Below are 23,510 nucleotides of genomic sequence, written 5' to 3'. Positions count from 1 at the left end.
GAGTTTTGATTAAAATTTTTATTTTTATTTGAGTGTGTTTTTTTTACTTCAAAATTGTTATCAAATTGATTAAAGTAGACTGATTATTAAAATCCATTTATTCACTCTAATCTTTTTAATCTCTTTATTTATTCTTATTTTTTTCTTTTTAAGCATTAATTTTATTTTTTTTAAATTCATAAAATCATGGCTATTTGAAAGCTAAATTATCATTTTGCAACTTATTAAGAATAAATATCATATTTCATTATTTTATAAAATAGACTATAATTTGCAGATTTTTTCCTATGATACCAATTATTCTTTGAGGCTGAATAAGATTTGATTAGAAATATTCTTAACTTGATTTTTTTGATTTAAAAAGATTCTAGAAATCTTATTTTTGAAAAATATGCCCAAATATTTATATAGGATATTGTTTAATATTACTTTCTCTAGAAATTAGCTTTTTAAGAAAAATTTCTAGAGAATGGAGGGGGAAATATTAAATTAAATAAAATGCATTACGCAGTATTTATTATCTGTGTAGCATTTTCCATGGTAGCTATTTCAGCTGCACAGGAAATGCCAAATACTAAAAATGATACTTCAAGCGAGATTAATGAAGTTTCAAAAAATTCAAACGCTGTTAACAATACAATAAAGATTGGAGATAAAGGCACGAAAGTTGTTTCACTTCAAAAAATCCTTTATAAACATGGGTATTACTATGGGAAAATTGATGGTGATTTTGGTCCTTATACTCACAAAGCAGTTAAAATTTTACAATCTGATAATGGTCTAAAGACTGATGGAATCGTTGGAAAAGTAACAATTTCTGTTATAAAAAAATTATATTCAACAGATAACGATTTTAAAGGAATACTCAGTAATTCCAAAACTACTAAATCTACTGATAATTCACTTTCTAAGAAAAATAATTTAGTTTCTAATAAGGACAGTTCACTTTCTAAGAAAAATAATTTAGTTTCTAATAAGGACAGTTCACTTTCTAAGAAAAATAGCTTGGCTTCTAATAAGGATAATCTAATTTCTAAGAAAAATAATTCAGTTTATAATAGTTCTTCTTCTGAGAAAACCCACTCTCAAGAGAGTTCTTATGATAAATCTCAATCTTCAAGATTTACAATAACAATTAAATCATTACCTAGTGCAGGTGGTACTGGGTTGCCTTATGTATGGACAACTAATACATGGGTGGATTATTGTCCTTTGTGTGGGAAATATGAATGTTTATTAATTAATCCGAAAGGTGTTTATGAGAGTGAATTAACTTGTAAATACTGTGGAGCTGACTATTGTGGAAGTTCCGGGAAAGATAAAGCATATAAATCCCGAGCTACATTAATAAGAGCTTAAATACACAATCCTATATTGTCATGAATTAAAATTTGAAATCAATATTTTTATTCATTTTTTTTTTTTTTTTTTTTTTTTTATTCGTGGAGTTGTGACTAAAAATTTTTTTTTTCAAAAATTTAATTTCCTTTTTTTTGAGTATTATTATTATTATTATTATTATTGAATTTAGATAGTAAATATTAAAATTATTTTTATAGAATTAATATTATATTGGATTACTATCATTTAATTAATTCAATTCATAGAAACTATAAACTATATTTTTAATATCTGGAGTAATTTCATTTCCTAACCATTCAATTAAAACTTTTTTTTCATTAACTTTCATGAAAATTAACCTATAATTTCCACGGGTATCAGAATGTTGCATCACATAAAGTATATCATGAGTATCTAATGTAATATTCTCTCTTTTAGGATTGTTATCTTTGTTAGCTATTCCATAGGCGAAATAATCAATATCTCCTTGATAAACGGCATCACCTTTAGATGAATTGTCATACACTGTAATATATATGGCATCAGTGGAATATGTTCCATAGGTTTCGATTCCAGAACTAGTTTTTAGGGTTCCATTAGAATAGCTATTAGGAATCATAGTTTTCAATCCATTAATAGTTATTTCATTCCCTTCTAACTTGAAGTTATCATCATCATGAGTTTCATTGGAATTAGTGTTGGAATCAATTCCATTATCACCAAAGCCAAAATAGAAAAAGCCAATGACCATGGCTATAATAGCTATTATAATGACTATAACAGCTAAATAAGAGATGTTTCTACATTTTTTAGACATTTTACCACTTAAAATTAATTTCTAAGTTTCCTTAATAATTATTACATCACTAACCATGATATTCATTAATAGAATATCCATATATTGTATATTTTATTATAAATTTATTTATTAATAATATTAACAAAATTTTCACCACATTAATAAATTTTATTATTAATAAAGTTCTAATTATTATATATTGTTTTGATGATTTAAATGAATTATCTTATTATATCAATAATATCATAAAATTATAAGTTTTATAAAATAGTTATTAAATAATTATAAAATTATAAGTTTTATAAAATAGTTATTAAATATTATAAAATTATAAGTTTTATAAAATAGCTATTATTGATCTTTAAATAAATATTTTAATAATCACTGAATAGGAATCAAAATGGAAAATTGTACTAAATGTGGAAATCCTAAAGTCATCATAAAGCGAAAACAATCAGGTCAAAGCTTATGTAAAGAATGTTTTATAGAAAATATTCAAAAGAAAACTATAAAAACAATTAAAAAAGAAAACTTGATTGAAAAAGGTGATAAAGTGATGGTGGCTTTATCAGGTGGTAAGGACAGTGTAGCTGTTCTTGATATTCTACACACACTATATGAAAGAAGAATAATTGACCTTTGTGCTGTAACTATTGATGAAGGAATAGCTAATTACAGAGAAGAAGGCGTAGAAATAGCTAAAAATCATGCTAAAAGACTTGGAATTGAACATAAAGTGGTTTCATTTCAGGATTCTTTTGGAATAACTCTAGATGAAATAATGAAAAATCCTAACCATCGAGGGTCATGTACTTATTGTGGAGTCTTTCGTCGGTGGATAATTAATAGGGCTGCACGAGATTTTGGAGCAAGTAAAATAGCTACAGGCCATAACCTTGATGATGAAACTCAAGCTATTTTAATGAATTATCTTGAAGGAAACATTGATAACTTAACTAAAATTGGGGCAAAAACAGAATCTAAAAGTAAATTATTCACTCCAAAAATAAAACCTCTTAGAGAAATTCCAGAAAAGGAAGTAGGATTATATTCACTAGTTAGGGATTTAGAAATTCATTTTGCTGGATGTCCTTATTCACAAACATCATTCAGAGGAGAAATCTCTGAAATAATTAAGAATTTATCAAAAGATCATCCAACCATAATGTATTCCACACTTAGAGGTTTTGATAAGATTAAATCAGCTATTAAAAATCAACATTCAAACGAATTTGAGTTTGATAGATGCCAAAAATGTGGTGAACCATCTTCTAATGAGTTATGTAGGGCTTGTACATTTTTAGAAGAGTTGGGATGATATAATAAAATCAGCATTGGTTTTATTTTAAAAATTTTTGATAAGATTAATTTAATTAAAAATAATCATTTAAGAAGAGGATTAGAATGACTTTTACACTTATATTTGAAAATAAAAAAGAAGATAAAGAATTAATTAAGGATGTAACAACTATACAAGATATTTTAGAAGGTCTCTGTCTTTCATCTGAAACTATCATAGCTAAAAAAAATGGTGAGATTGTAATTGAAGACGAAATCATTGAAAATGGAGATGAAATTCAATTAATCCAAATTCTCTATGGAGGATAACTTCTTAAATATATTCAGTCTAGTATTTAAAGGATTGTTTGTTAAATTTCAGTTTAGTATTTAAGGGATTGTTTGTTAAATTTCAGTCTAGCGTATTTAAAGATTTGCTTGTTAAATTTCAGTCTAGTATTTAAATGATTGTTTGTTAAATTGCTCTTTTTATTGGAGGAATGTATTTGTTGTATGATTCTTGATATTTCTTCAGTGGTAGCAACAGTTGTTTCTTTCATTTTACCATCTGCAGCCAATATTTTCAACTTACTACAATTTGTAGTGGGCTGAGATTTTTCTTTATTTAAAACGGCTTTTAAGGATACTATAATATTTTTCATGGTATTTACTTTTCATGCAGTACAAATACAACATCTATAACTGAGAATTACCATTATTCGTCATCGTCATTCTATTTTATTCTTGTTTATTAATAATATATTGTTTAGAATAATCTTTTATAGTAGTTACTCTATTTTTAGAGTAAGTTTTTATAAGTATGTTTTCTATTTTTAGAATAAATTTATATATAATCATTGTTCCTTAAAACAAGTTTTGTTCTGGAAAGTATCTATCTAGTAACGTTAATTCTGCTAAGATTTTGAAGAAAAAATGATTTAGAATAATTATTTAAATCATGAAAAACATAGTAATATGTCAGTATAAAAATAAAATTCAATGGTTGTGATAACATGAAAGAAGATAGGGATATTAAAAAAAAACATGGGTCTAGGGAATATAGTAAAATGATGCCTCTTTTAGGGGATGATTTTCCGAAATTAGATGTGCAAACAACTCTTGGTATGATGAAGCTCCCGGATGACTTTAAAGGCAAATGGTTTGTTCTTTTTAGCCACCCTTCAGACTTCACCCCGGTATGTACTACAGAGTTTGTTTCTTTTCAAAAAAATTATGAAAAGTTTAAAGAACTTAATTGTGAATTAATTGGGCTTAGTGTTGATCAAGTTTTTTCCCATATAAAATGGATTGAATGGATAAAAGATAACTTCGCTATTGATATAGAATTCCCAATAATTGCAGATACTGGTGCTGTAGCTAATACTTTAGGTATCATCCATCCAAATAAAGGGACAGCCACTGTAAGATCAGTTTTCATTATTGATACTAATGGAAAAATAAGGACTATAATTTATTATCCTCAGGAATTAGGAAGAAATATGGCTGAAATTTTAAGAGCTGTTAAAGGTTTACAAATTGTAGATAAAGAAAAAGTAGCCATGCCTGCTAACTGGCCTGATAATGAGTTATTAGATGAGAATGTTATAGTTCCACCAGAGCCTAACATGACAAAAATTAAGGAGAGGTTTAAAAAGGCTGAAGAAGGGGAATTTGCTTGTTATGACTGGTGGTTCTGTCATAAAAAAATCTAGAATCAGATTATTTATAAAAAATAAATTTTAAATGTTTCATATTCTTTCTTTTTTATTATTTCGAATTGTGGTCAAAAGTTTTTTAGTAAAAATTTAAGTTTCTTTATTTTGAGTTTAAATATACTTATTTCATTAAAGCACTGTTTAAGAGCACTGTTTAAGATTTTAATAAGTCTTATTTATAAAAATTAACATAAATATACTAGTTATATAGAATTTAGATAAAAAATATAAGAATTATTTTATTAAAATTTTGAAAATTTGATTTTTACCAATGGATCAGTCATAGCATTTAAATAGATCGCTACTAGTTTGGATATATTGAAATTAATATTTAATAAAACCGATCAACACATTATCATTCATAAGAATTTTAAATTAATAAGAAACATCTAAAATATGCTAAAAACAAATCTTAAATAGTATATAATAATATTTTCTTATTTTTAGTTATTTTTAAGTATTATGATGTATAAATATAATAATATGTTTCATAAATTTTTATTTCTAAAATCTGAATATTTTAATAACACTATTATGATGAAAGTATGTTAAAAACACATCTAATGAGAGCAACTATTATGAAAGTTTATTATGAATGTGGGGCATGTTTTTTAAGACAAGCTCGTGAAGCTATGGATTTGGCTACTGATGATGTTGATATTAAAATTACCTTAATGCAGTCAATATTTGAATACTTAGCAGATAATTATAATACTGAAGCTTCATCTAACAAAGTCGGAACAGATATCCATAGAATGATAAAATCCAAAACTAACTGTGAAGATCCTTACATTAAAGAAAAAAGATTAGGCAATCAAATAGCTATGGATTTACTTCCAAAATTTCAAAAAATATTATCCAAAGATGCCAGTTTAGAAAACTATACTAAAATAGCTATTATTGGAAATATATTAGATTTTGGGGCATTAGGATTGGATATTGACTTGGAAGCGTTAATCCGCAATAGCTTGAAGAAAAAATTAGTTATTAATGAGACAAAAAAACTTGAAAAAAGTTTAAATAATGTAGATTCACTACTTTATCTTGTTGATAATACTGGAGAAATAGTGTTCGATAAATTGCTTATTGAGAAATTAAAGAAAGAATACGGTGTAGATATTACAGTAGCTGTTAAATCTAAGCCAATTATAAATGATGCTTGCCTTGAAGATGCATTATCTATTGGTTTGGATGAAATAGCTAATGTAGTCACAATAGGTGCTGACTCAGTTGGAATAATCTATGAATACTCGTCTCCAGCTTTTCAAAAGATTTTTAATAGTCATGATCTTGTAATTTCGAAAGGTCTTGGAAATTATGAAGGTTTAACTGAATTATCTCCTGAATTGCAGAATAAAGATGTTTATTGCCTTCTTTCAGCTAAATGTAGTGCAATAGCTAAAGATATTGGTTTAGACGAGGGAGACATGGCTACTTTTCGTTTATTCTCTAAATCATAGATTATTATTTTTTAACATCTTTTCATCTTTATTATTAATTATGTTATATTTTTTTATAATCTATAGCATAACCATTATATTATTATCATTATCATTATCATTATCATGTATTATTGTGTAGTATTATCTATTATAATATCTTATAATATTTATAACCTTATCTATTATAATATTTATAATATTATCTATTATAATATCTATAATATTTATAATCATATCAATAATGTTTATTATCATGATTCAATATTCATAAATTATTCTTAAGATTATTGATAATCTATTTTATATTGTTATTATTGTTAATTAATAAAAATAATGAAAATCTTATAATAGTTTAAATAAAATACATAATTAGATATTCTAAATAAAATACATAATTAGCTATTCTAAATAAAATACATAATTAGATATTCTAAATAAAATACATAATTAGCTATTCTAAATAAAAATCGTTTTTCAGGTGAATAAATTGATAGTAGGATTCATTGGATTTGGAGAAGTTGCTTCAACACTTACACCTATTCTACTCGAAAATGGGTGTGAAGTAGTAACCTCCTCGCATCAAAGAAGCTTAAAAACACAAAAATTAATAACTGAATCTAAAATTAAGGATCTAAAGAATAATATTGAAGTTAGTAAATCTTCAGATATTCTAATTTCAACAAATAGTCCATCTAACGCATTAAATATTGCTCAAAAATATGGAAAAATGACTAATGGTTTATTTCTTGATATTAATAACATATCTCCAAACACAACAAAAAAAATAGCGAATATAATTGGAGATAAATTTGTAGATGGTGCAGTTATTGGAAAAATAGACTCTAAAGATTCTGTTATTTATCTATCTGGTAAAAATGCCGATAAAATAGCTATTCTAAATGATTTTGGACTAAAAACTAAAGTTATTAGCTATGATATAGGGGATGCTTCGACTATTAAGATGCTTAGAAGCATGTATACAAAGAGTGTTTCAGCTATTTTACTTGAAACATTTGAAATTGCAGAAAAAATGGGTTTAAAAGAGGAATTGTTTGACACAATAGCTATTACTGAAGGGAAACAATTTAAATCTCAAGCCACATCAAGGATTGAAAATTCAATAAAATATTCAAAAAGAAAACATGAAGAGATGATTGAACTTTTAATATTTTTAAAAGATTTTGAGAAAGAATTAACCAATGAAACAATGGATAAATCAATAATTGAGGATGTAAAAAATAAATTTAAGAGGTTAAATTAATTTCAATGAAATATTCTAACCAATAAAAAAATTAAAATAATCATTATTTATTGTGAATAGCTATTCTTATTCTAAATCCTTTATCTTTCCTTACAACCCGAGCTGTAGTTGGGATAAAATGAGAATCAATTATATATCTAACATATGTAACTTCTTTTGCTGGTAATTTAAGATTGGTTTTTATTTTAAACTTGTCTTTTTTCATCTCACAAGATATTGTATTATCTTTGTCTATGTAAATTTTAGCTTCTAACCCATCCTCTATTTTCTTAGTTTCAAATTTTGTAAGGTTCAAGCCAGCATCAATTTCTAATGGAGGAGTTTCAATAGCTATTTTTTTATTTCTAAATATTTTATTAGCTTCATGGGCCAATATTCCTTTTTGAGTTTCACATGCTACAAACCAAGCTCTTTCAATTACTTTATTAATGCTTTGCTCTGGAGGAATAACGCCCTCATCCTCATAACTTTTCATTAAACTTATTACTTCTTCTCTTGTAACTTTTTCTTCAATGGCACTAATAGCTAAACGTGTTAGAACTGGTCCATAACCTGCTCTTCTGAATGTCGCCCAAACAGATTCCTCTTCTCTATAAACTCTTCCTTTTATAATTTCATTGATAGCATCACCATTGAGGTAAGCTATTCTCATAAGATTCGATCTAGAGCAAGTGTTCAGCATCTTATTTATTTCTTTCCAATTTCTCTCACCAGGAATGTTTCCATTTTTTATCTCTCTTTGAAGAATTTTTGTACTTGATTTAGGAAGTAATTCCTTAATCTCTTCTGGGATTTCCATATCATTTTCAAGAATAGCTCTTCTTATATATCTTCCAGAAACTTTTTCTCCAATTTGTAGTTCTGGAATTATATGAAACTTCATTTTTCGATTATATTTCCTGTATAAAAACTCATTGACCGCAAACCATCTTATAACATTACGATTAGGAAGATTTCTAGGAATTCCAACAAATATACCTTCTTTAACAAACTTTTGGGAATACTGTTGTATTTTTTGTGTTGATACATTAGCAGCATCTACATAATCAACTACTCCATCTTCAATCATCTTAGCTATTCTAATGGGAACACTATAAGCTAAGGTAAGTCTATGATGAAGCCCTTCAATAGCTATTACCTTATCTGCCCCAGCTTTCAGAGCCATTTCCTTTCGAGCTTCAAATGATGTAAAAAATGGTCCATGATTTGCACTATAACCTTTGTTAAGATAGATTACTACTTTTTGACCAGTATCTTCACCTATTTCTCTTCCTTTAGCTATTAGGTTCATATGTCCAACATGGACAGGATCAAAATCAGCACTTATACCAATCATAAAATTACCTTTATGTATAGTTTATATTATTAGTGTTATTATAACTAAATAATATATGTCAGATGAGATATTTAAAAATTTTGTAATAGAAAGAAAATCTGATATTGTCAAAAAATTTAGTGTTTTCATTTTCATCTATTTTTTTAAAACATTGTTTAAAGTTATTTATTTGTAAAAATGAGATAATGATGTATAAATATAATGTGGAACTATTATAATATGTATTTGTTCATGATATTTTAAAAAAGTTTAATAGTTTTTGTTGGCTATAAATTTATTATGGCATGTAAAAATAAAAATAACCATCATCATATGTTTTGTGATATAATAATGTATTCAATGTTTTTGTATGTTTTGAACCATTGATCTTATGATTGATAAATAAATCATTGAAAATATTCAATCAAAGAATGTATTTTTTATCAAATTCTCAGATAGGTTTGAAAAGAAGTTTTAAAAAATATATAGAATAATAAGTTTATTTAATAAAAAAGGGGCATTGTCAAGTAGGTTACTGATTTGAAATTTTTTTGGTATTACTTTATTAGTATTATTTATGATAATCTTTTTTTAGGCTTGAATTTTTGAGATATTTTGTTATGTTCCTTTATTTTTCATGGATTTTATAGTAATATTTTTATAGTATTACTTTATTATTAATAGTTTTCATTGATTATTCGTCGTTATTAAATCTTTTTCTTCGTTTGTTATTTTTTTAATTAGTTTTTTAATCTTTTTTTTAAGTGTTAAGTCTTGAGGAACTTCATCTCCTCTTTTATCTCCGTATTTTTCATCTTCTATTATATCTGTTTCTTTCCCTTCTTTGATGATTTTACGGGTTAATTCCAAATTATTTTCTTTGATAATGCTTGATGATGAGGAATTAGGTTTTATTATGGTTCTATCAATAGCTAAATCATTTAATTTAACCGTTCTGGCTTCTTTTGCAACACCATATAGTTAAAACTAAAACTTCTTCAATTAATGATGCATATTCATTCTTAAAATTAATAATGGTACGATAAATAGGTTTATCATTGCCTGTTAAATACATATAAACCAAATTTTCATCAAGCTAAGACTTAGCATATTTTACGAGAAGAACGAATACCATCAATTAGAAGCCATAATAACTAATCTAGTTAACATACGCTTAGAATAAGCACGCATACCTGCAGTTCCAACAAACTTAGAATGAATATCATCAAAATCAACCTGATCCACCAAGTTTTTCACAAAAAAACAAGGATGACTCTCAGGAACCAAATCCAACAAATTAGTAGGAATCAAAAAAGTCTGACCAATTTTATCCTCATGCAAAACCATCAAAATACCACAAAAAAATTCAAACAATCCATATAACTAATATACACAGACTTATATATAAAACTAACGATTTTAACAAAGAAAAATACAAAAAATCAGAAATAATTATTTCTCAGCCAATATTATATAAAAAAAAAAGAGAATGAATAAGATAAAAATATAATTAATCTTTTCATTCATTTAACACTATATTATCAGAAATTGATTGTATTCGTTCTGCTTTGATTAATTCAGTATTATGGGAAAGAATACCTGTGCTTTCAATTACTTCAACACCTTCAATAGAAAAATTGTCCATGTTGAGTTCTATGTTACCAACTTTACCCACATCATTGCCGTTTTTATCAATAACCTTCATAGAAAGTAATTTATCTGCTTTCATTTTAATTCACCTCCTTTTTTTGCAGAAATATTGTTAATATTTTACTATTTTCTTTTATTTAAACTTTCACCGAAGATGAAAACTTATTTATAAAGTAAAATCTAAAAATGGTTTTTAATTATCAAATTGCATGACTGAGAATGGAATCACGATTAAATTATCTTTTTGTACCGAATTTTTTTATTCACTAAACAACGTGTTTGATATTTGTGAAAATTTTGGGGTTTGTTTAACTTTGTTTCATGTGAAATGATGTATGTTTGTCGTAGCTTGTTAAAATTACAATTTTATATTTGATAAATTATGAATTAGGATCTTTTAAATTGAAAGATTTAAATATAATGGAATTTATATATTTTATTGGTAATTAAAACGAAAATCCCAACGAATAATGATAAAAAAGACCTCATATGGAACATGTTTTCTAAAATACTTAAACTTATGACAGTAGAACTTTTCAAAAGGAACTAGCTTTAAATGAATTTAAAAGCTTTAAAAAACATTAAATAAAGTTAAAGTTAATATTATTAAGTGTTTTTTCCAGTTAGATGTTTCTTATGTCTAAATGTTAAAATTATATTATTAAGTGTTTTTTCCAGTTAGATGTTTCTTATGTCTAAATGTTAAAATTATATTATTAAGTGTTTTTTCCAGTTAGATGTTTCTTATGTCTATGATCAGGTGAATACTAGTGAAAATCTTCGAGAATTTTTAAATATTGATGTTCTATTAAGTTTAAAACAAATCATGAAGATTTATCATAGGAATGAATGGAGCAAATATCTTGAATTATATTTAAAAACTTTAAATAAGATGTAACTTAAGAAAATATGTAAAATAGAAACTTATAATATCAGATTCAACCTCAATAACCATAGATTTAAAATTTAATGGAAAATACCTATCAAAGCAAAAATTAATAACAAAAGTACTACAAAAGAGCCTATTCAACTGACAAAAGAGATCATACAGGATTTAAAATGACATTAGCTATTGCTGAACAAACATATAACCTATTATCAATATTAATACTCCATCAGATCGCTTTACGACATTAAATATTCGATAACATACTAGCTGAACTTAAAAAACGTAGAATATTAAAAAAAGACAAATAATCTTAGCTTATAGATGATTTAAAAGTCTAAAAAACTATTTAATCAGAATAAACAGATATAAAGTTGTCCTATTACTCTTCCCCAAGAAAAAACCTTCATTAATAATGTTAATAGGGAGAATACAAAACTCTATAGACTATTTCACGGAAAAAAAGTACAAAAACTCACTATATACTTACTTAAAAGAGAAATTATTTAATTTACTCCCTAACTGGGAAGATTACAGGAGAAAAAGATGGAAAATAGAAGAATTTTCAAATTCCTAAAAATCAAACTAAAATTAAAGAAAATACACGATTATAGAAAGAATTCTGTCTATAAACACGCCTACCTAAATGTACTTTTAATAGAAATGGATGATTAGCACAGGCTACAGAGAAATTGAAGAGATAAAAAACCTCATAAATTTTACATAAATCAGACACCTTGTTAATAATAATGTAACGCTAATTCATATTAAATAAACAACATAATAGTAGATTAGATATAATTCATTAAAACATCTTTAAAAAAGGTTGTTAAATGAATATAATTATATTGGGGGAATAACATGACTAAAAAGAAATCAGTTAAAGTTTTTATAATTAAAACTAAAGATAGAAAAAATGGAATTGATTGTTTAATGGATCAAGTTAACATGAATAAATTTTCAGGGAATGAAATTGCTTTGAAAGCAAATTTTAACAGTGCAGATCCTTTTCCAGCATCATCCCATCTTGATACAGTTGAAAGGATTATTGAAAATCTAAAGAAAGCTAATATTAAAAATTTAACTCTACTCGAACGTAGTGGGATGGGTAGAGAAAATTTTAAAAAATTAGCAATGTTTTTAGGAGATACAACGCAGGTTCTCGAAAAAATGGGGGTATTGGACTTATCCAAAAAATTAGATTTTGATGTCATTGATCTTGATAAAGAAACAAAAGATAAATGGGAAAAAATTGAAAAGAATGGAACTCATTGGCTAAGAGGATTTTATCTGCCTAAATTACTTCTTGAGGCAGATAATGTTGTCCAAACATGTTGTCTCAAAACTCATAGAGTCCGTGGTGATTTTTCAATGTCACTCAAAAATTCAGTTGGTTTAATCGCAAAAAAAAATTCCAAAAACTTTATATAATTATATGTTTGAATTACATGTTCTTCGTAATACTCGACTTAAGATAGCGGAAATCAACAAATATTATGATGTTGATTTTATAATTATGGATGCTATTAAATCATTCATAACTGAAGGACCTGAAAAAGGAGACATAGTGGAACCTAATTTAATGCTTTTAAGTAATGATGGGATAGCTATGATGCTGTAGGAGTTGCAATTCTCCGGAATTATGGCACAAAAACAAAAATAAACGAAGGACGGATATTTGAATTGAATCAAATTAAAAGAGCATGTGAATTAGAAATTGGAATTACTTCGCCTGATTTAATTGAAATTGTTCCATTAAATGATGAATGTCATGATGATGTAGGTAATATAATAGAAACACTTCAAAAGGAAGGATAAAAGATTAATAATATAATTTATTAACAAATATGGATGAATTTTGTGAGTTTATGGATATTTCTTTATCAACTGGTCATCTGGGTTAGATGGGTTGGATGACGATGGATGTGATGGTTTGTTCAATACTGGTAGAAATTCTACCAAGAACTATCTGTAAACAGAAGAAAATTCAATACACATTCGAAATCCTGATAAATATGGGGTCACGGAGTTGGATTTCAAGGAACCAATGCTACATCACTATAACACCACCTGAAAACTCACAAATGCAAGGATATTTATCATATATAAAGTCTAATTGGCATTATAAATAATATTTTTAAGTATCTTTGGTCAATAGCTTATCTCCAAGAACTCTGATTCCAATCGCTCCAATTGGGGCTGAAAATATTATTCCTATTGCTGCTATTGCTATTATTATTTCACCTGAAGCAATACCCATGGCAAATGGAATGGCTCCAATAGTAGCTTGAACGGTTGCTTTTGGAAAATAAGCTATCATAGAAAATATTTTTTCTTTTAAATTTAAATTAGTTCCAAGTAATGATACATATACTCCAATTGATCTAAATAATAATCCAAAAGAAACTATAGCTAATCCTGGTATAAGTAGGCTAACTGCTAAACTTACATTTAATTGCGCACCTAGCATTACAAAAACAACTATTTCTGCTAAAACCCATATTTTTCTAAACTTATTTGATAATTTAATGGCAACTTTAGGAGTTCTATTAAACATCATAAAACCAATTACCATAACTCCTAAAAGTCCTGCAATTGGCACTATTCCATCTAATGCTTGACTTAATCCATTTAAAAGAAGTCCTGCAGAGAGTATCATTAAAACTTTTTCTGTTGGTGAAAAATCCCATTTTCTGAACAGGTTTAAAAGTATAATTCCTATTAGAAATCCTGATATAAGTCCAAGAATTAATGATATTGGAATTCCAATGATAATCCAAGCTATATTTACATTGGTTCCAAAATAAACTCCTAAAAATGATGAAAAGATAGTAATAGCTACAACATCATCGGCTGATGCACCAGCAAGAAGTATGGTTGGGATTGATTTTTTTGTTCCTAATCCTCTATCCATTAAAGAAAGCATTGATGGAACTAAAATAGCAGGAGCTACTGCTCCAAGAACGAATCCCAACATCCCTCCTTCAATAAATGAAATTCCGAGTATAAATGGTGCAATAATAGCTACAGACATTCCTTCAAAGATCGATGGTAAAAATCCCATTGTTATTGCTGGACGTCCTGCTTTTCTAATTGAGTCTTGACTTATTCCAAGTCCAGCTCTTATTAATAAAATTACTATTGCTAGTGTAGCTAATTCTCTTGAAAGAGCTAAAAAAGTCCCATGAAGAAAATTAAAACCAAAAGGTCCAAGTAAAACACCAATTCCTATTAAACCAATAAATCCGGGAATCTGAAAACGATCTAGTAATTTTGTAGAAATTATTCCAAGAACAATTATAATTCCTAAGTTAACAGTAATTTGGTCCATTTTTTTCCTCTTAATTAATTTAGATAGATATTTAACTTTTTTAGTATCTGTTCTTATGCAGTTTACTTTAATCAGCTATTATCATCTAATTTATTTTAATGTATTCCATTTGTATTATATTATATTAAGAGATATTTAAACATTACTGATTGTACAATACTGATCGTGCATCAACTAATGAAGATTTAAAAATATGTTCAAATATATATTAAGTATATATAATTCATATTTATTAATACAAATATAATAAAACAATAGATTTAAATATATTTTAATTATATAGTTTATATAAACATTAATATAAACATTAATATAATTCAAGTAAAGATTAATAATGTAATTTTTTACTAAGCTACTGCAATAAAAATAATAAATTAATGTTAATTTTTAAAGATTACTACTTTAAAAAATTCATAAAATCTAAAAATAATAAGTGTTGGATATGGAAGCAAATAAGTTTATTTTGATAATTATTATTTCTTTAGGGGTTTTAATAGCTTTATCTGCTTCTTTACCTGTTACTGCAGTTACAGTTAAAAAATTAGGTACTGTAAAAGTTGATTCTCAAAGTACTATCCTTGTTGATAATGATAATGCTCCTAAATTTGTTAAAAGTCCGAAAACATATGGACAATCAAAAAGATTTGCTAAAACAAAGGGCTTTGAAATAAAAAAGAATAAAATAAAGACAAAGGAAGGTAAAAAATATGCTTATATCACAAAATATTTCCTCCCCACCTTTTGGAAAAAGATTAATGGACAAGGTAAAACTAATGAATATTGGTATAATTGCCAATCAATTACTATACATGGGAAATACATGTATGTTTTATCATCTTCAGGATACAATTTGAATAAAGGATTTATAATTAGATACAATATGAAATTGTTAGATAAATATAATGCTGATAATGGAAAAGGCTTAGCTAGCTTACGTAAACTTGGAGCTAAGCTAAGAGATAAAAAACCTTTAACAAAACAAGAAAAGCGATTGAAAAAAGCTATTAAGATAGGTCCTATATTTAAAGTAGGGCATGGGCAATCTTTAACATTAAATCCAAAGACAAAATCATTGTGGATGTGGCAGGATGCTAATCACAATTCTTCAATTCTTAAATTAATGCAAATTAGTAAAGTTTCCTTGAAACCCTTGAAAGCATATAAGTTCTCAATATCATATAATGGTCGTAAATTACATCAATTCTTTAATTTGGCCTTTGATAAGAATGGGAATTTTTATATGAACCGTAATATAAAATTATCATCTTCAAAATTTCCTTCTTTGATGATTTTTACAGGAAAAATCACTAAGAATATGACTAATATTCAAATTAAGCTATTAACCATTATTAAAAATAGTCCTGGAACTTATTCTCAGTCAATTGCAATCAATCCAATTAATAATCGATTATATTTAGTTTCTGATGGAGTATTTTACTCAATACCAATTAATAAATTAATAAATGGTACTTTAACTAAAAATGACTTCCATTACTCAGTATTTAGTACAACACGGGAATTTGAAGGTATTACATTTGATAATTATGGAAAAAGCTATTTACTCATTCTTCGTGGTACTGAAGTATTGAAATCAAATAGAATATAATGTCCACAAAATATAATATCTTTAATCATTAGTATTTACATACATTTTTAACATGATATATCGACTTTGTTGAAATTAATATTCAAGAAACTTTTTTAGATTTTCAATTTTATTAATAATAGATTTTATTTATAATTTTATTAATAATAGATTTTATTTATAATTTTATTAATAATAGATTTTATTTATAATTTTATTATTAATAGATTTTATTTATAATTTTATTATTAATAGACTTTATTTATAATTTTATTAATAAGTGAGGGTTATTTAAATTTTAGCAATAAAATTTATATAAAATAAATACATATTATACTATATGAATTATTGTACATATCGTTTTAATAACCTGATATATACTATGATTTATATTGATATATTGTAATTTCAAAATGGTAATTGTTGTATTAATTATATTTAGTTGAGAATATTATGAATAGTATATTAGAGATAGAAGATCCTAAGATTGTAGGATCAAACAATGTTCCAATGCCTGTAATTCATATATTAAAGGATTGTATTTATGATACTCGCATGAAATATGAATATAAAGAAAAGCAACCCTATACTCTCGTGTTAAATTTAAAAAGAAAAGATTATGATTTATTAATGCCATATGTGGGTAAAGATGTCATTATCTATAAGTATGGTAATAAGGAAGAATTTGATAAAGGAACTGAAAATAAGGAGTATGAAACTAAAATGCTGAAAAAACAACATATAAAATTGAAAAACACTTGAAAATAGCTAGATATTGAATAGTCATTATAAATTTAATTTTGTATTAGAATTAGTTTTCTAAACTAACCTAATACTTCTCTTACTTTAGCTAAATAGCTTTAGTTAGCATTGCTTAGTTTAATTATTCATAATCAACTATATCGACTAATTCTACAATTATTTCTGGGTCGTCTTTTCTGGAATTTAGAATTTCTTTATCAGGTTTACCTGTTGCAGTGTTAACTCCAGTTACTTTAACAAACCAAGGCTCTAATACATCCATTTCATTGATTACAATAGCTCGATTTTCACTAAGCACAACGTATAAATTTAGAATTTGGTTTTTTTCCCTGCTTTTTTGCATTTTATTAATTTTAGTTTCAAATTTATCCCAAAAGCTATTTAATTCAGTGCTTATTGAGTTTTCTTTGAGTTTAGTCATGTCATTTTTTAACATTTCATCAATAGCATGACTATTTTTAATACCTAATTCTCTTATTTTATCATAATTTATGTTTTTATCATTAATTGTCATAGATAAAATATTATATGATTCTAATAAATAACATTTTCTATATGATTCTTGGTGAAAAATTGCTAGTAGAAAATATTTACAATATTTTATGAATTTAACAATATCTAAAGATAATGAAAAATAGAATGAAAATTAGAATATCAAGAATAGTTAAACAATAATACTTAAAAATAAGCAAATATTGGATGGTATGATTGAAAATAGTAAGGAAATATTGGATGGTATGATTGAAAATAGTAATGAAATATTGGATGGTATGATTGAAAATAGTAAGGAAATATGAGACAATATGATTTAAAATAATAAGGAAATATTGGATGGTATGATTGAAAATAGAAATGATGAGAATAAATAAAATAAAAAATGGGGAAAAATGAAAAATAATAATGTAGATGATAAAAAATAGGAATCCATATCTTTTATCTATCAGCTAATCTTAATACTCCTGCAATCATTAACCATATTCCTATTAAAGAGCCTAAAATAAGAGGATCTCTTATATAAGTTCCAAGGATTATGTAAAGAATACCTAAAGCTATTCCGACAATACCCATCCAAAATCCATATTTATTTTCCCTATTTCCTATTAAAGTTACGAGTCCTGCTACCATTAAGAATATTCCTGCTAAATATAAAGTTATAGCTGCTAAGAAAGCAAACAAACTAGGATTAAATATTATTCCTATACTTAAAATCAGCATTATAACTCCGATAGTTATATTAAGAATACTCCTAGTAGGACTATAATCTAGTTCAGAAATTCCTGCTATCATTAAATAGACCCCTAGTAAAAGTATTGAGAGTCCAATAATGGCACTGGCAGTTACTACTCCTAAAACTGGAAAGGCTATTATTAATAATCCTAGGATTACTGCTAATATACTAATTATTGCATTTTTCATTTAATACCTCCATACTATCAAACACGTTATTAGTTTCTAATTTAAATTATCTCTTCTTTTTATTTAATTCTTTTTATTTATTTTCGATTGTTTCATTGTTATGAATAGTTATTTGTAAAATCATTGATTCAAGCATAATCATACCTGATTTATTATAACTATATCAATGGTAAGTGTTTAGTTTTTGTTTTAGACATATTTAAATTAGATGAATTTATATCAGCTAACCATAAGTTTTTACAAGAACATTCATAATTTTCAATAAGGCTTTGATCTAGATTAGAACTAATTATCTCATGTTTTAGGTCCTTATTACATTTTTTGCAATTGTATGGACCTCGTCTAGAACCAAATCCAGAAGTATCCATTAATGAAGGAATAGCTATTTCTTTTCTAACAATATTTATTATTTCTATCGCACTCCATATCCAAGGGGGTTGGTATGAACCTAATCTCCACATTTGATCAATTAAAGTTCCTTTATGAATAGTAGCTGGGCAAAATGATACTCGATCCACCCCAATATTCTCACAGTATCTAGCTGTCTCAACAGCTTCTGTAATAGCTTCTTTTTCTGAGGTTAGAATTGGTTTAATCAGTATATAAGCTTTAGATTTAACATCATGTTTAGCTTTCATTTTTTTTATAATAGCTATTCCAGATTCAAAGTCTTCTTTACTAAATCCTTTATTTATCTTTTCTTCTCTTGTAAAGTCATTAGATGATTCTAAACCAATACTTATTTCAAATAATTTATTCTTAATAATTGAGAATATTTCCTCTAAAACATCTTCTTTAATATATTCTGGTCTGGATTCTACAATTATTTCTGTTATCAGACTATTTTTGGCTAAATACTTTAATATTTCATTTCGTGCATCAGCAGGAACTTCTTTTGGATTTAAAAAGCTACCTGAAGCAAATATTTTCACTGCAGTTTCCTTTTCAACCCCATATTTCTGAAATTCTCTTTTGAATAGCTCAATGATCTGAAAAGACTCAATAGGCTCTAATGTACAATCAGAAATATAACTACACATCGTACATCCACCAGCGTCACCTAACGCCCATGAACATCCTGGAGTAGGTAATATTATAAATATAGTTTTTCCTTTTCCTGAATATAATAGATCATCTTGATACCAACTGGTAGCTAATTCCTCAGGACTCCTTTTTTTCATCCTTTCTAGGGATTTATTTCTTATTTCTTTGTTTAATATTTGAATTTCCATTAAAAAACCTACAATGAGTGATATAATAAATGATTTCATTCAATAATTATCTTTTTCAAATATGAACTAAAAATAATTTTAATTACTAAATATAATTTTAATTATTATTAATTATTATTAAGTTAACAATTTCTTCCAATTTTTTTATTTTCTTTTTTTAAAAATTTTTTGTATATTCTATATCTTTTTATAATTCATATTTAATAGAATCCATAATTATTTTATTCTATTAATCATAATCTTTATTTTATTAATTTATAATCTGCATTCTATTAATTATAATTATAGATATATTAACTATTTTATAAATAAGTAATTCAAATAAGTAATTCCTAAATTAATTATTAGTAATTATTCATAAATTAATTTTTTTAGGGTATACATATTGATTTTGAAATATTGATTTTGATTTATATTATTTATTTCATTATGAAAAATTGTTTTAACATGATTCACTATTTTTAAACATGATGATTACTTTTTTAATGCTATAACATTTTATTAATATTAAAATTACTAAATTACTAAATTACTAATAACAATAACAATAACAATAATTAAAATACTAATTTGTTATGTAAAAATGATGGATAGATAATTATAGTTTTTATGAATATTTAAGAATTTTTAGGAGATAATATTATTTTTAATGATAATTTGGGAAATATTGAAAAAATAGCTAAAAAATATTCTTTTGAAGTAAAATCTGTTAAATCTATATTAAATCAGAGAAAAGGCAAAAGAAGTTTCTTTTTAGAAGATTATACATTAAACCCATACATGGGTTGTTCATTTAACTGTGTCTATTGCTATATTAATGGTAGTAAATATGCTAATCACACCAATTCATATGTTGTAAAAGAAAATGCTTATGAGTTACTATACACACAACTGAAAAATAAGGTTAGAAAAGAACAGAGAGGTATCTTAAATTTGGGTTCTGCATCGGATCCTTATATGGACATTGAAGAAGAATTATTTCTAACTAGGGATATTCTTAATTTAGCAGCTAGATTTAAGTTTCCGGTTCATATAATCACTAAATCTGATCTAATTCTCAGAGATATCGACATATTAAAGAAAATTCAGGAAAATGCAATACTTCCTAATGATCTTGAAGATGATCCAAACTTAAAGATTATAATTTCTTTTTCTTTTTCCACAGTTAGTGATAAAATAGCTAATATATTTGAAGCTTCAGCACCAAGGCCATCTAAGAGATTAAAAGCTATTAAAACATTAAAAAGTGAGGGATTTTTAGTTGGTGCGGTATTGATGCCTATTTTACCTTATTTAACTGATACTGAAGAAGCTCTTGAAGCTACATTTTCGAAATTTAAAAAAATGGGTGTTGATTATGTTATTTATGGGGGTTTAACTCTTTTTGGGAATAATAATCGTGATTCTCGTGTTAGATATTATAATATGATAGAAAATTATTATCCTGATATTTTAAAGAAAACAAAAAGACTCTTTGGAAAAAGAGAAGCTCCCACTAATAGCTATCATAAAAAAACCTATAAAAAAGTTGAAAAAATCGCGAAAAAATATGATATACCTACTTCTATTAGGAAAACATAATAATTAAAAATAGTATTTCTAAGAAATATATTTAGTTATGTATATATTTATGTAATTTATGTATTTATTTTGGATTTTAATTATATTTACAGAATAAAAAATAAAAAAATAAAAAATTAGGAATTAGTAACTTGAAATAACTTCTCCTAATAATTTTATAGATTCTTCTTTGTTTGGTCCAATTGGAGAACCAGCTACATATTGTGTAACTCCGCCTTCTTCAAGAGCTTTGATTTTTGGAATAAATTCATCAGGAGTTCCAACAACAGAAAATGCATCGAGTAATGCGTCGTCGACAGCTCCAATAGCTCCTCCGAAATCACCTTTACCGATTAATCCACCGAGTTTTTCATTGATTCCTGCAGGTAATCCATGTCTCTCTAAAACAGGAGGTGGGGATCCAGCAGCAATAAATGCTACAACTATTTTTGCAGCGTTTGCAGCTTTTTCAGAATCTGCAGCAATTGAAGTTGCAGTGTATGCACCAACATCAACATCAGTTAATGATTTTCCAGCATTTTTTGCACCTTTTTCAATTAAAGGAATAGCTGCTTCATAATCTTTAGGATTAGATGCGTTAATTAAAACACCGTCAGCTATTTCACCTGCGGTTTCTAACATTTTAGGTCCTTGAGCACCTTGATAAATAGGTATTAACTCTTGAACAGCTTTTACTCCACCTAATTGTGCTCCACCTTCAGTCTTGCCACCAGCAAGTAAAGTTCTGAAAGTTTTCACTGAATCTTTGATGGTAGTAACAGGTTTGGTCCATTCAATTCCAAGGGCATCAAAAGTAGCTTTATCACCTGGTCCAATACCTAAGGTAGCTCTACCATTTGAAATTTCATCCAATGTAGCTATTGCAGCTGCAGTTACAGCTGGGCTTCTTACATAAGGATTGGTTACACCAGGTCCTAATTTAATAGTTTCAGTTTCTTTAGCTATTAATGCTAAAGCTTCGTATACATTTTTATTGTTATAATGGTCTGTAATCCAGGCGTATTCAAAACCTACATCTTCTGCCAACTTAACAAGCTTTGCTATTTTGTCTAATGGTTCATTTGGAACAAACTCTATACCGAATTTCATTTATTATCACCACTTAAACATATAGTTATATATATAAAGTATTTTGTTATTTGGCTGAAATAGAAAAGTTTAAATACTAACCTTTCATTAATTTTTCTAAAATTTTATTATAATTCTTTGATAAGCAATAATAGGAACCACCTAATCTAGTCTGTTGTAAGATAGTTGGGATAAATTCCATTTTTTCCTAAATTTTTCTTGGAACTCTTCATCAGCCCAATGACTCCCATCACAAAATGGTTTATTGTGTGATTTACCACATCTACATAGTGTCATACGATTCCTATTTTCATATTCTTCTCCAGTGCTAGATTCTAAATTTATTCCTCCTTTGACCCATATTGGTCCTTTAGTTTCCTTTCCAGTATCATATAATAATACTATCTCTTTATCAAAATCACTTTCACTTGATTCATCATTTGATTTTTTAATCATTGTTAATCTTCCAGAAGGACAGCTTTTTGCTTCATCTATAGCTATTTTTTCTGATTTTTCATCTCCTTCTTCCATCAAATGCCTGATTCCTCCAGCCCGTGTACAAAATCGAGAATGATCACATAATGTAGGAGCATCTATAAGCTTTAAATTATCTGTTTCAAATATTTCAACTGATTCTTCATATATATGGGTGTTAGCTATTTCTTTTCCTTCAAAAGCAATTTTCTCATGAGTTCCATCACAAAATGGCTTGTTTTTAGATTTTCCACACCTACACAATGCATAAGTTTCTTCTGTATCAATTTTTTCTTTATTTCCAAATTTTATTGGAAATCCATTATTGTCTATAATTATATCTTCTTTATATAATGGCACATTACCCATAATAA

General features: G+C 26.3%; 24 protein-coding genes (1 of these 24 running past the window's edge). 13 read left to right on the top strand and 11 right to left on the bottom strand.

The features are described 5' to 3' along the window. The first annotated feature begins 498 nt into the window (after window positions 1-498). Complete coding sequence (locus MBCUT_RS02485; protein ID WP_067258440.1) at window positions 499-1,359, top strand: peptidoglycan-binding domain-containing protein; 861 nt, start codon at window positions 499-501, stop codon at window positions 1,357-1,359. Between the two features lie 232 nt (window positions 1,360-1,591). Here the strand turns inward: MBCUT_RS02485 and MBCUT_RS02480 are convergent, their stop codons facing one another. Then, the gene (locus tag MBCUT_RS02480) at window positions 1,592-2,158 is read right to left on the bottom strand and encodes a hypothetical protein (protein WP_067258437.1); all 567 of its coding nucleotides are present in this window, start codon (window positions 2,156-2,158) and stop codon (window positions 1,592-1,594) included. Between the two features lie 382 nt (window positions 2,159-2,540). Here MBCUT_RS02480 and MBCUT_RS02475 point away from each other — a divergent pair, with 382 nt between their 5' ends. The 5 genes from MBCUT_RS02475 (at window position 2,541) to MBCUT_RS02450 (ending at window position 7,836) form a co-directional block, all read left to right on the top strand. Continuing rightward, window positions 2,541-3,458 (top strand): TIGR00269 family protein, encoded by a 918-nt coding sequence (locus tag MBCUT_RS02475; RefSeq protein WP_067258434.1) that lies wholly within the window; start codon window positions 2,541-2,543, stop codon window positions 3,456-3,458. Between the two features lie 86 nt (window positions 3,459-3,544). After that, entirely contained in the window at window positions 3,545-3,748 is a 204-nt protein-coding gene (locus MBCUT_RS02470) for a MoaD/ThiS family protein (protein WP_067258430.1), read from the top strand. Between the two features lie 683 nt (window positions 3,749-4,431). Then, a complete protein-coding gene (locus MBCUT_RS02460) occupies window positions 4,432-5,130 on the top strand; it encodes a peroxiredoxin (protein ID WP_245634927.1) in 699 nt (232 codons plus the stop codon). 581 nt (window positions 5,131-5,711) lie between these two features. Then, window positions 5,712-6,593, top strand: a complete 882-nt coding sequence (locus MBCUT_RS02455; RefSeq protein ID WP_067258459.1) for a damage-control phosphatase ARMT1 family protein — start codon at window positions 5,712-5,714, stop codon at window positions 6,591-6,593. Between the two features lie 469 nt (window positions 6,594-7,062). Further along, window positions 7,063-7,836, top strand: coding sequence for an NAD(P)-binding domain-containing protein (locus MBCUT_RS02450; RefSeq protein ID WP_067258424.1), 774 nt, complete (start codon window positions 7,063-7,065; stop codon window positions 7,834-7,836). Between the two features lie 43 nt (window positions 7,837-7,879). Here the strand turns inward: MBCUT_RS02450 and MBCUT_RS02445 are convergent, their stop codons facing one another. The 4 genes from MBCUT_RS02445 to MBCUT_RS02430 all read right to left on the bottom strand — a co-directional run bounded on the left by MBCUT_RS02445 (window position 7,880) and on the right by MBCUT_RS02430 (window position 10,880). Then, a complete protein-coding gene (locus tag MBCUT_RS02445; protein WP_067258421.1) occupies window positions 7,880-9,172 on the bottom strand; it encodes a cytidyltransferase in 1,293 nt (430 codons plus the stop codon). Window positions 9,173-9,838: 666 nt separating this feature from the next. Next, window positions 9,839-10,021 (bottom strand): hypothetical protein, encoded by a 183-nt coding sequence (locus tag MBCUT_RS02440; RefSeq protein WP_067258418.1) that lies wholly within the window; start codon window positions 10,019-10,021, stop codon window positions 9,839-9,841. 264 nt (window positions 10,022-10,285) lie between these two features. Further along, entirely contained in the window at window positions 10,286-10,498 is a 213-nt protein-coding gene (locus MBCUT_RS02435; protein WP_067258416.1) for a hypothetical protein, read from the bottom strand. A 172-nt stretch (window positions 10,499-10,670) separates the two neighbouring features. Continuing rightward, window positions 10,671-10,880, bottom strand: coding sequence for a PRC-barrel domain-containing protein (locus MBCUT_RS02430; RefSeq protein WP_067258413.1), 210 nt, complete (start codon window positions 10,878-10,880; stop codon window positions 10,671-10,673). A 1,668-nt stretch (window positions 10,881-12,548) separates the two neighbouring features. On the opposite strand from MBCUT_RS02430, the gene MBCUT_RS10745 reads away from it, so the two are divergent. From MBCUT_RS10745 to MBCUT_RS10735, 4 genes are all read left to right on the top strand, one after another. Further along, window positions 12,549-13,118: a DUF362 domain-containing protein gene (locus MBCUT_RS10745; RefSeq protein WP_157082440.1), complete on the top strand. Its 570-nt coding sequence runs from the start codon at window positions 12,549-12,551 to the stop codon at window positions 13,116-13,118. Window positions 13,119-13,122: 4 nt separating this feature from the next. Next, entirely contained in the window at window positions 13,123-13,308 is a 186-nt protein-coding gene (locus MBCUT_RS11680; protein ID WP_157082439.1) for a DUF362 domain-containing protein, read from the top strand. Between the two features lie 62 nt (window positions 13,309-13,370). After that, the gene (locus MBCUT_RS11675) at window positions 13,371-13,505 is read left to right on the top strand and encodes a hypothetical protein (RefSeq protein WP_281177924.1); all 135 of its coding nucleotides are present in this window, start codon (window positions 13,371-13,373) and stop codon (window positions 13,503-13,505) included. An 86-nt stretch (window positions 13,506-13,591) separates the two neighbouring features. After that, window positions 13,592-13,819, top strand: a complete 228-nt coding sequence (locus MBCUT_RS10735) for a hypothetical protein (RefSeq protein ID WP_169805376.1) — start codon at window positions 13,592-13,594, stop codon at window positions 13,817-13,819. A 5-nt stretch (window positions 13,820-13,824) separates the two neighbouring features. Here MBCUT_RS10735 and MBCUT_RS02420 read toward each other — a convergent pair whose 3' ends face one another. Beyond that, the gene (locus MBCUT_RS02420) at window positions 13,825-15,018 is read right to left on the bottom strand and encodes a cation:proton antiporter domain-containing protein (RefSeq protein ID WP_067258409.1); all 1,194 of its coding nucleotides are present in this window, start codon (window positions 15,016-15,018) and stop codon (window positions 13,825-13,827) included. A 442-nt stretch (window positions 15,019-15,460) separates the two neighbouring features. Here MBCUT_RS02420 and MBCUT_RS02415 point away from each other — a divergent pair, with 442 nt between their 5' ends. Next, window positions 15,461-16,624: a hypothetical protein gene (locus MBCUT_RS02415; protein WP_067258406.1), complete on the top strand. Its 1,164-nt coding sequence runs from the start codon at window positions 15,461-15,463 to the stop codon at window positions 16,622-16,624. Between the two features lie 432 nt (window positions 16,625-17,056). Next, window positions 17,057-17,365 carry a hypothetical protein gene (locus tag MBCUT_RS02410; protein WP_067258398.1) on the top strand — a complete coding sequence of 103 codons (309 nt, stop codon included), beginning with the start codon at window positions 17,057-17,059 and terminating at the stop codon, window positions 17,363-17,365. 121 nt (window positions 17,366-17,486) lie between these two features. Here MBCUT_RS02410 and MBCUT_RS02405 read toward each other — a convergent pair whose 3' ends face one another. From MBCUT_RS02405 to MBCUT_RS02395, 3 genes are all read right to left on the bottom strand, one after another. After that, complete coding sequence (locus MBCUT_RS02405) at window positions 17,487-17,879, bottom strand: hypothetical protein (RefSeq protein ID WP_067258394.1); 393 nt, start codon at window positions 17,877-17,879, stop codon at window positions 17,487-17,489. Window positions 17,880-18,298: 419 nt separating this feature from the next. Further along, window positions 18,299-18,781, bottom strand: coding sequence for a DUF308 domain-containing protein (locus tag MBCUT_RS02400; protein WP_067258391.1), 483 nt, complete (start codon window positions 18,779-18,781; stop codon window positions 18,299-18,301). 158 nt (window positions 18,782-18,939) lie between these two features. Then, window positions 18,940-20,013 (bottom strand): archaeosine biosynthesis radical SAM protein RaSEA, encoded by a 1,074-nt coding sequence (locus MBCUT_RS02395; protein ID WP_067258387.1) that lies wholly within the window; start codon window positions 20,011-20,013, stop codon window positions 18,940-18,942. Window positions 20,014-20,670: 657 nt separating this feature from the next. Here MBCUT_RS02395 and MBCUT_RS02390 point away from each other — a divergent pair. Beyond that, window positions 20,671-21,594, top strand: a complete 924-nt coding sequence (locus MBCUT_RS02390) for an SPL family radical SAM protein (protein ID WP_245634926.1) — start codon at window positions 20,671-20,673, stop codon at window positions 21,592-21,594. A 123-nt stretch (window positions 21,595-21,717) separates the two neighbouring features. Here MBCUT_RS02390 and mer read toward each other — a convergent pair whose 3' ends face one another. Together mer and MBCUT_RS02380 are read right to left on the bottom strand one after the other, a co-directional pair. Further along, entirely contained in the window at window positions 21,718-22,683 is a 966-nt protein-coding gene (gene mer / locus MBCUT_RS02385; RefSeq protein WP_067258384.1) for a 5,10-methylenetetrahydromethanopterin reductase, read from the bottom strand. A 141-nt stretch (window positions 22,684-22,824) separates the two neighbouring features. After that, window positions 22,825-23,510: the 3' portion of a CDGSH iron-sulfur domain-containing protein gene (locus MBCUT_RS02380; protein ID WP_067258381.1), read on the bottom strand. Its footprint extends 34 nt past the window's final position; only the last 686 of its 720 coding nucleotides appear in the window; its start codon lies off the right edge, out of view — the gene reads right to left on this strand; the stop codon is at window positions 22,825-22,827.

Source organism: Methanobrevibacter cuticularis, from assembly GCF_001639285.1.
In the GTDB taxonomy this organism is placed as follows: Archaea; Methanobacteriota; Methanobacteria; order Methanobacteriales; family Methanobacteriaceae; genus Methanobaculum; species Methanobaculum cuticulare.
The sequence above is the reverse complement of the archived record's forward strand: the minus strand, read 5'-3'. Positions and strand labels throughout refer to the sequence as shown.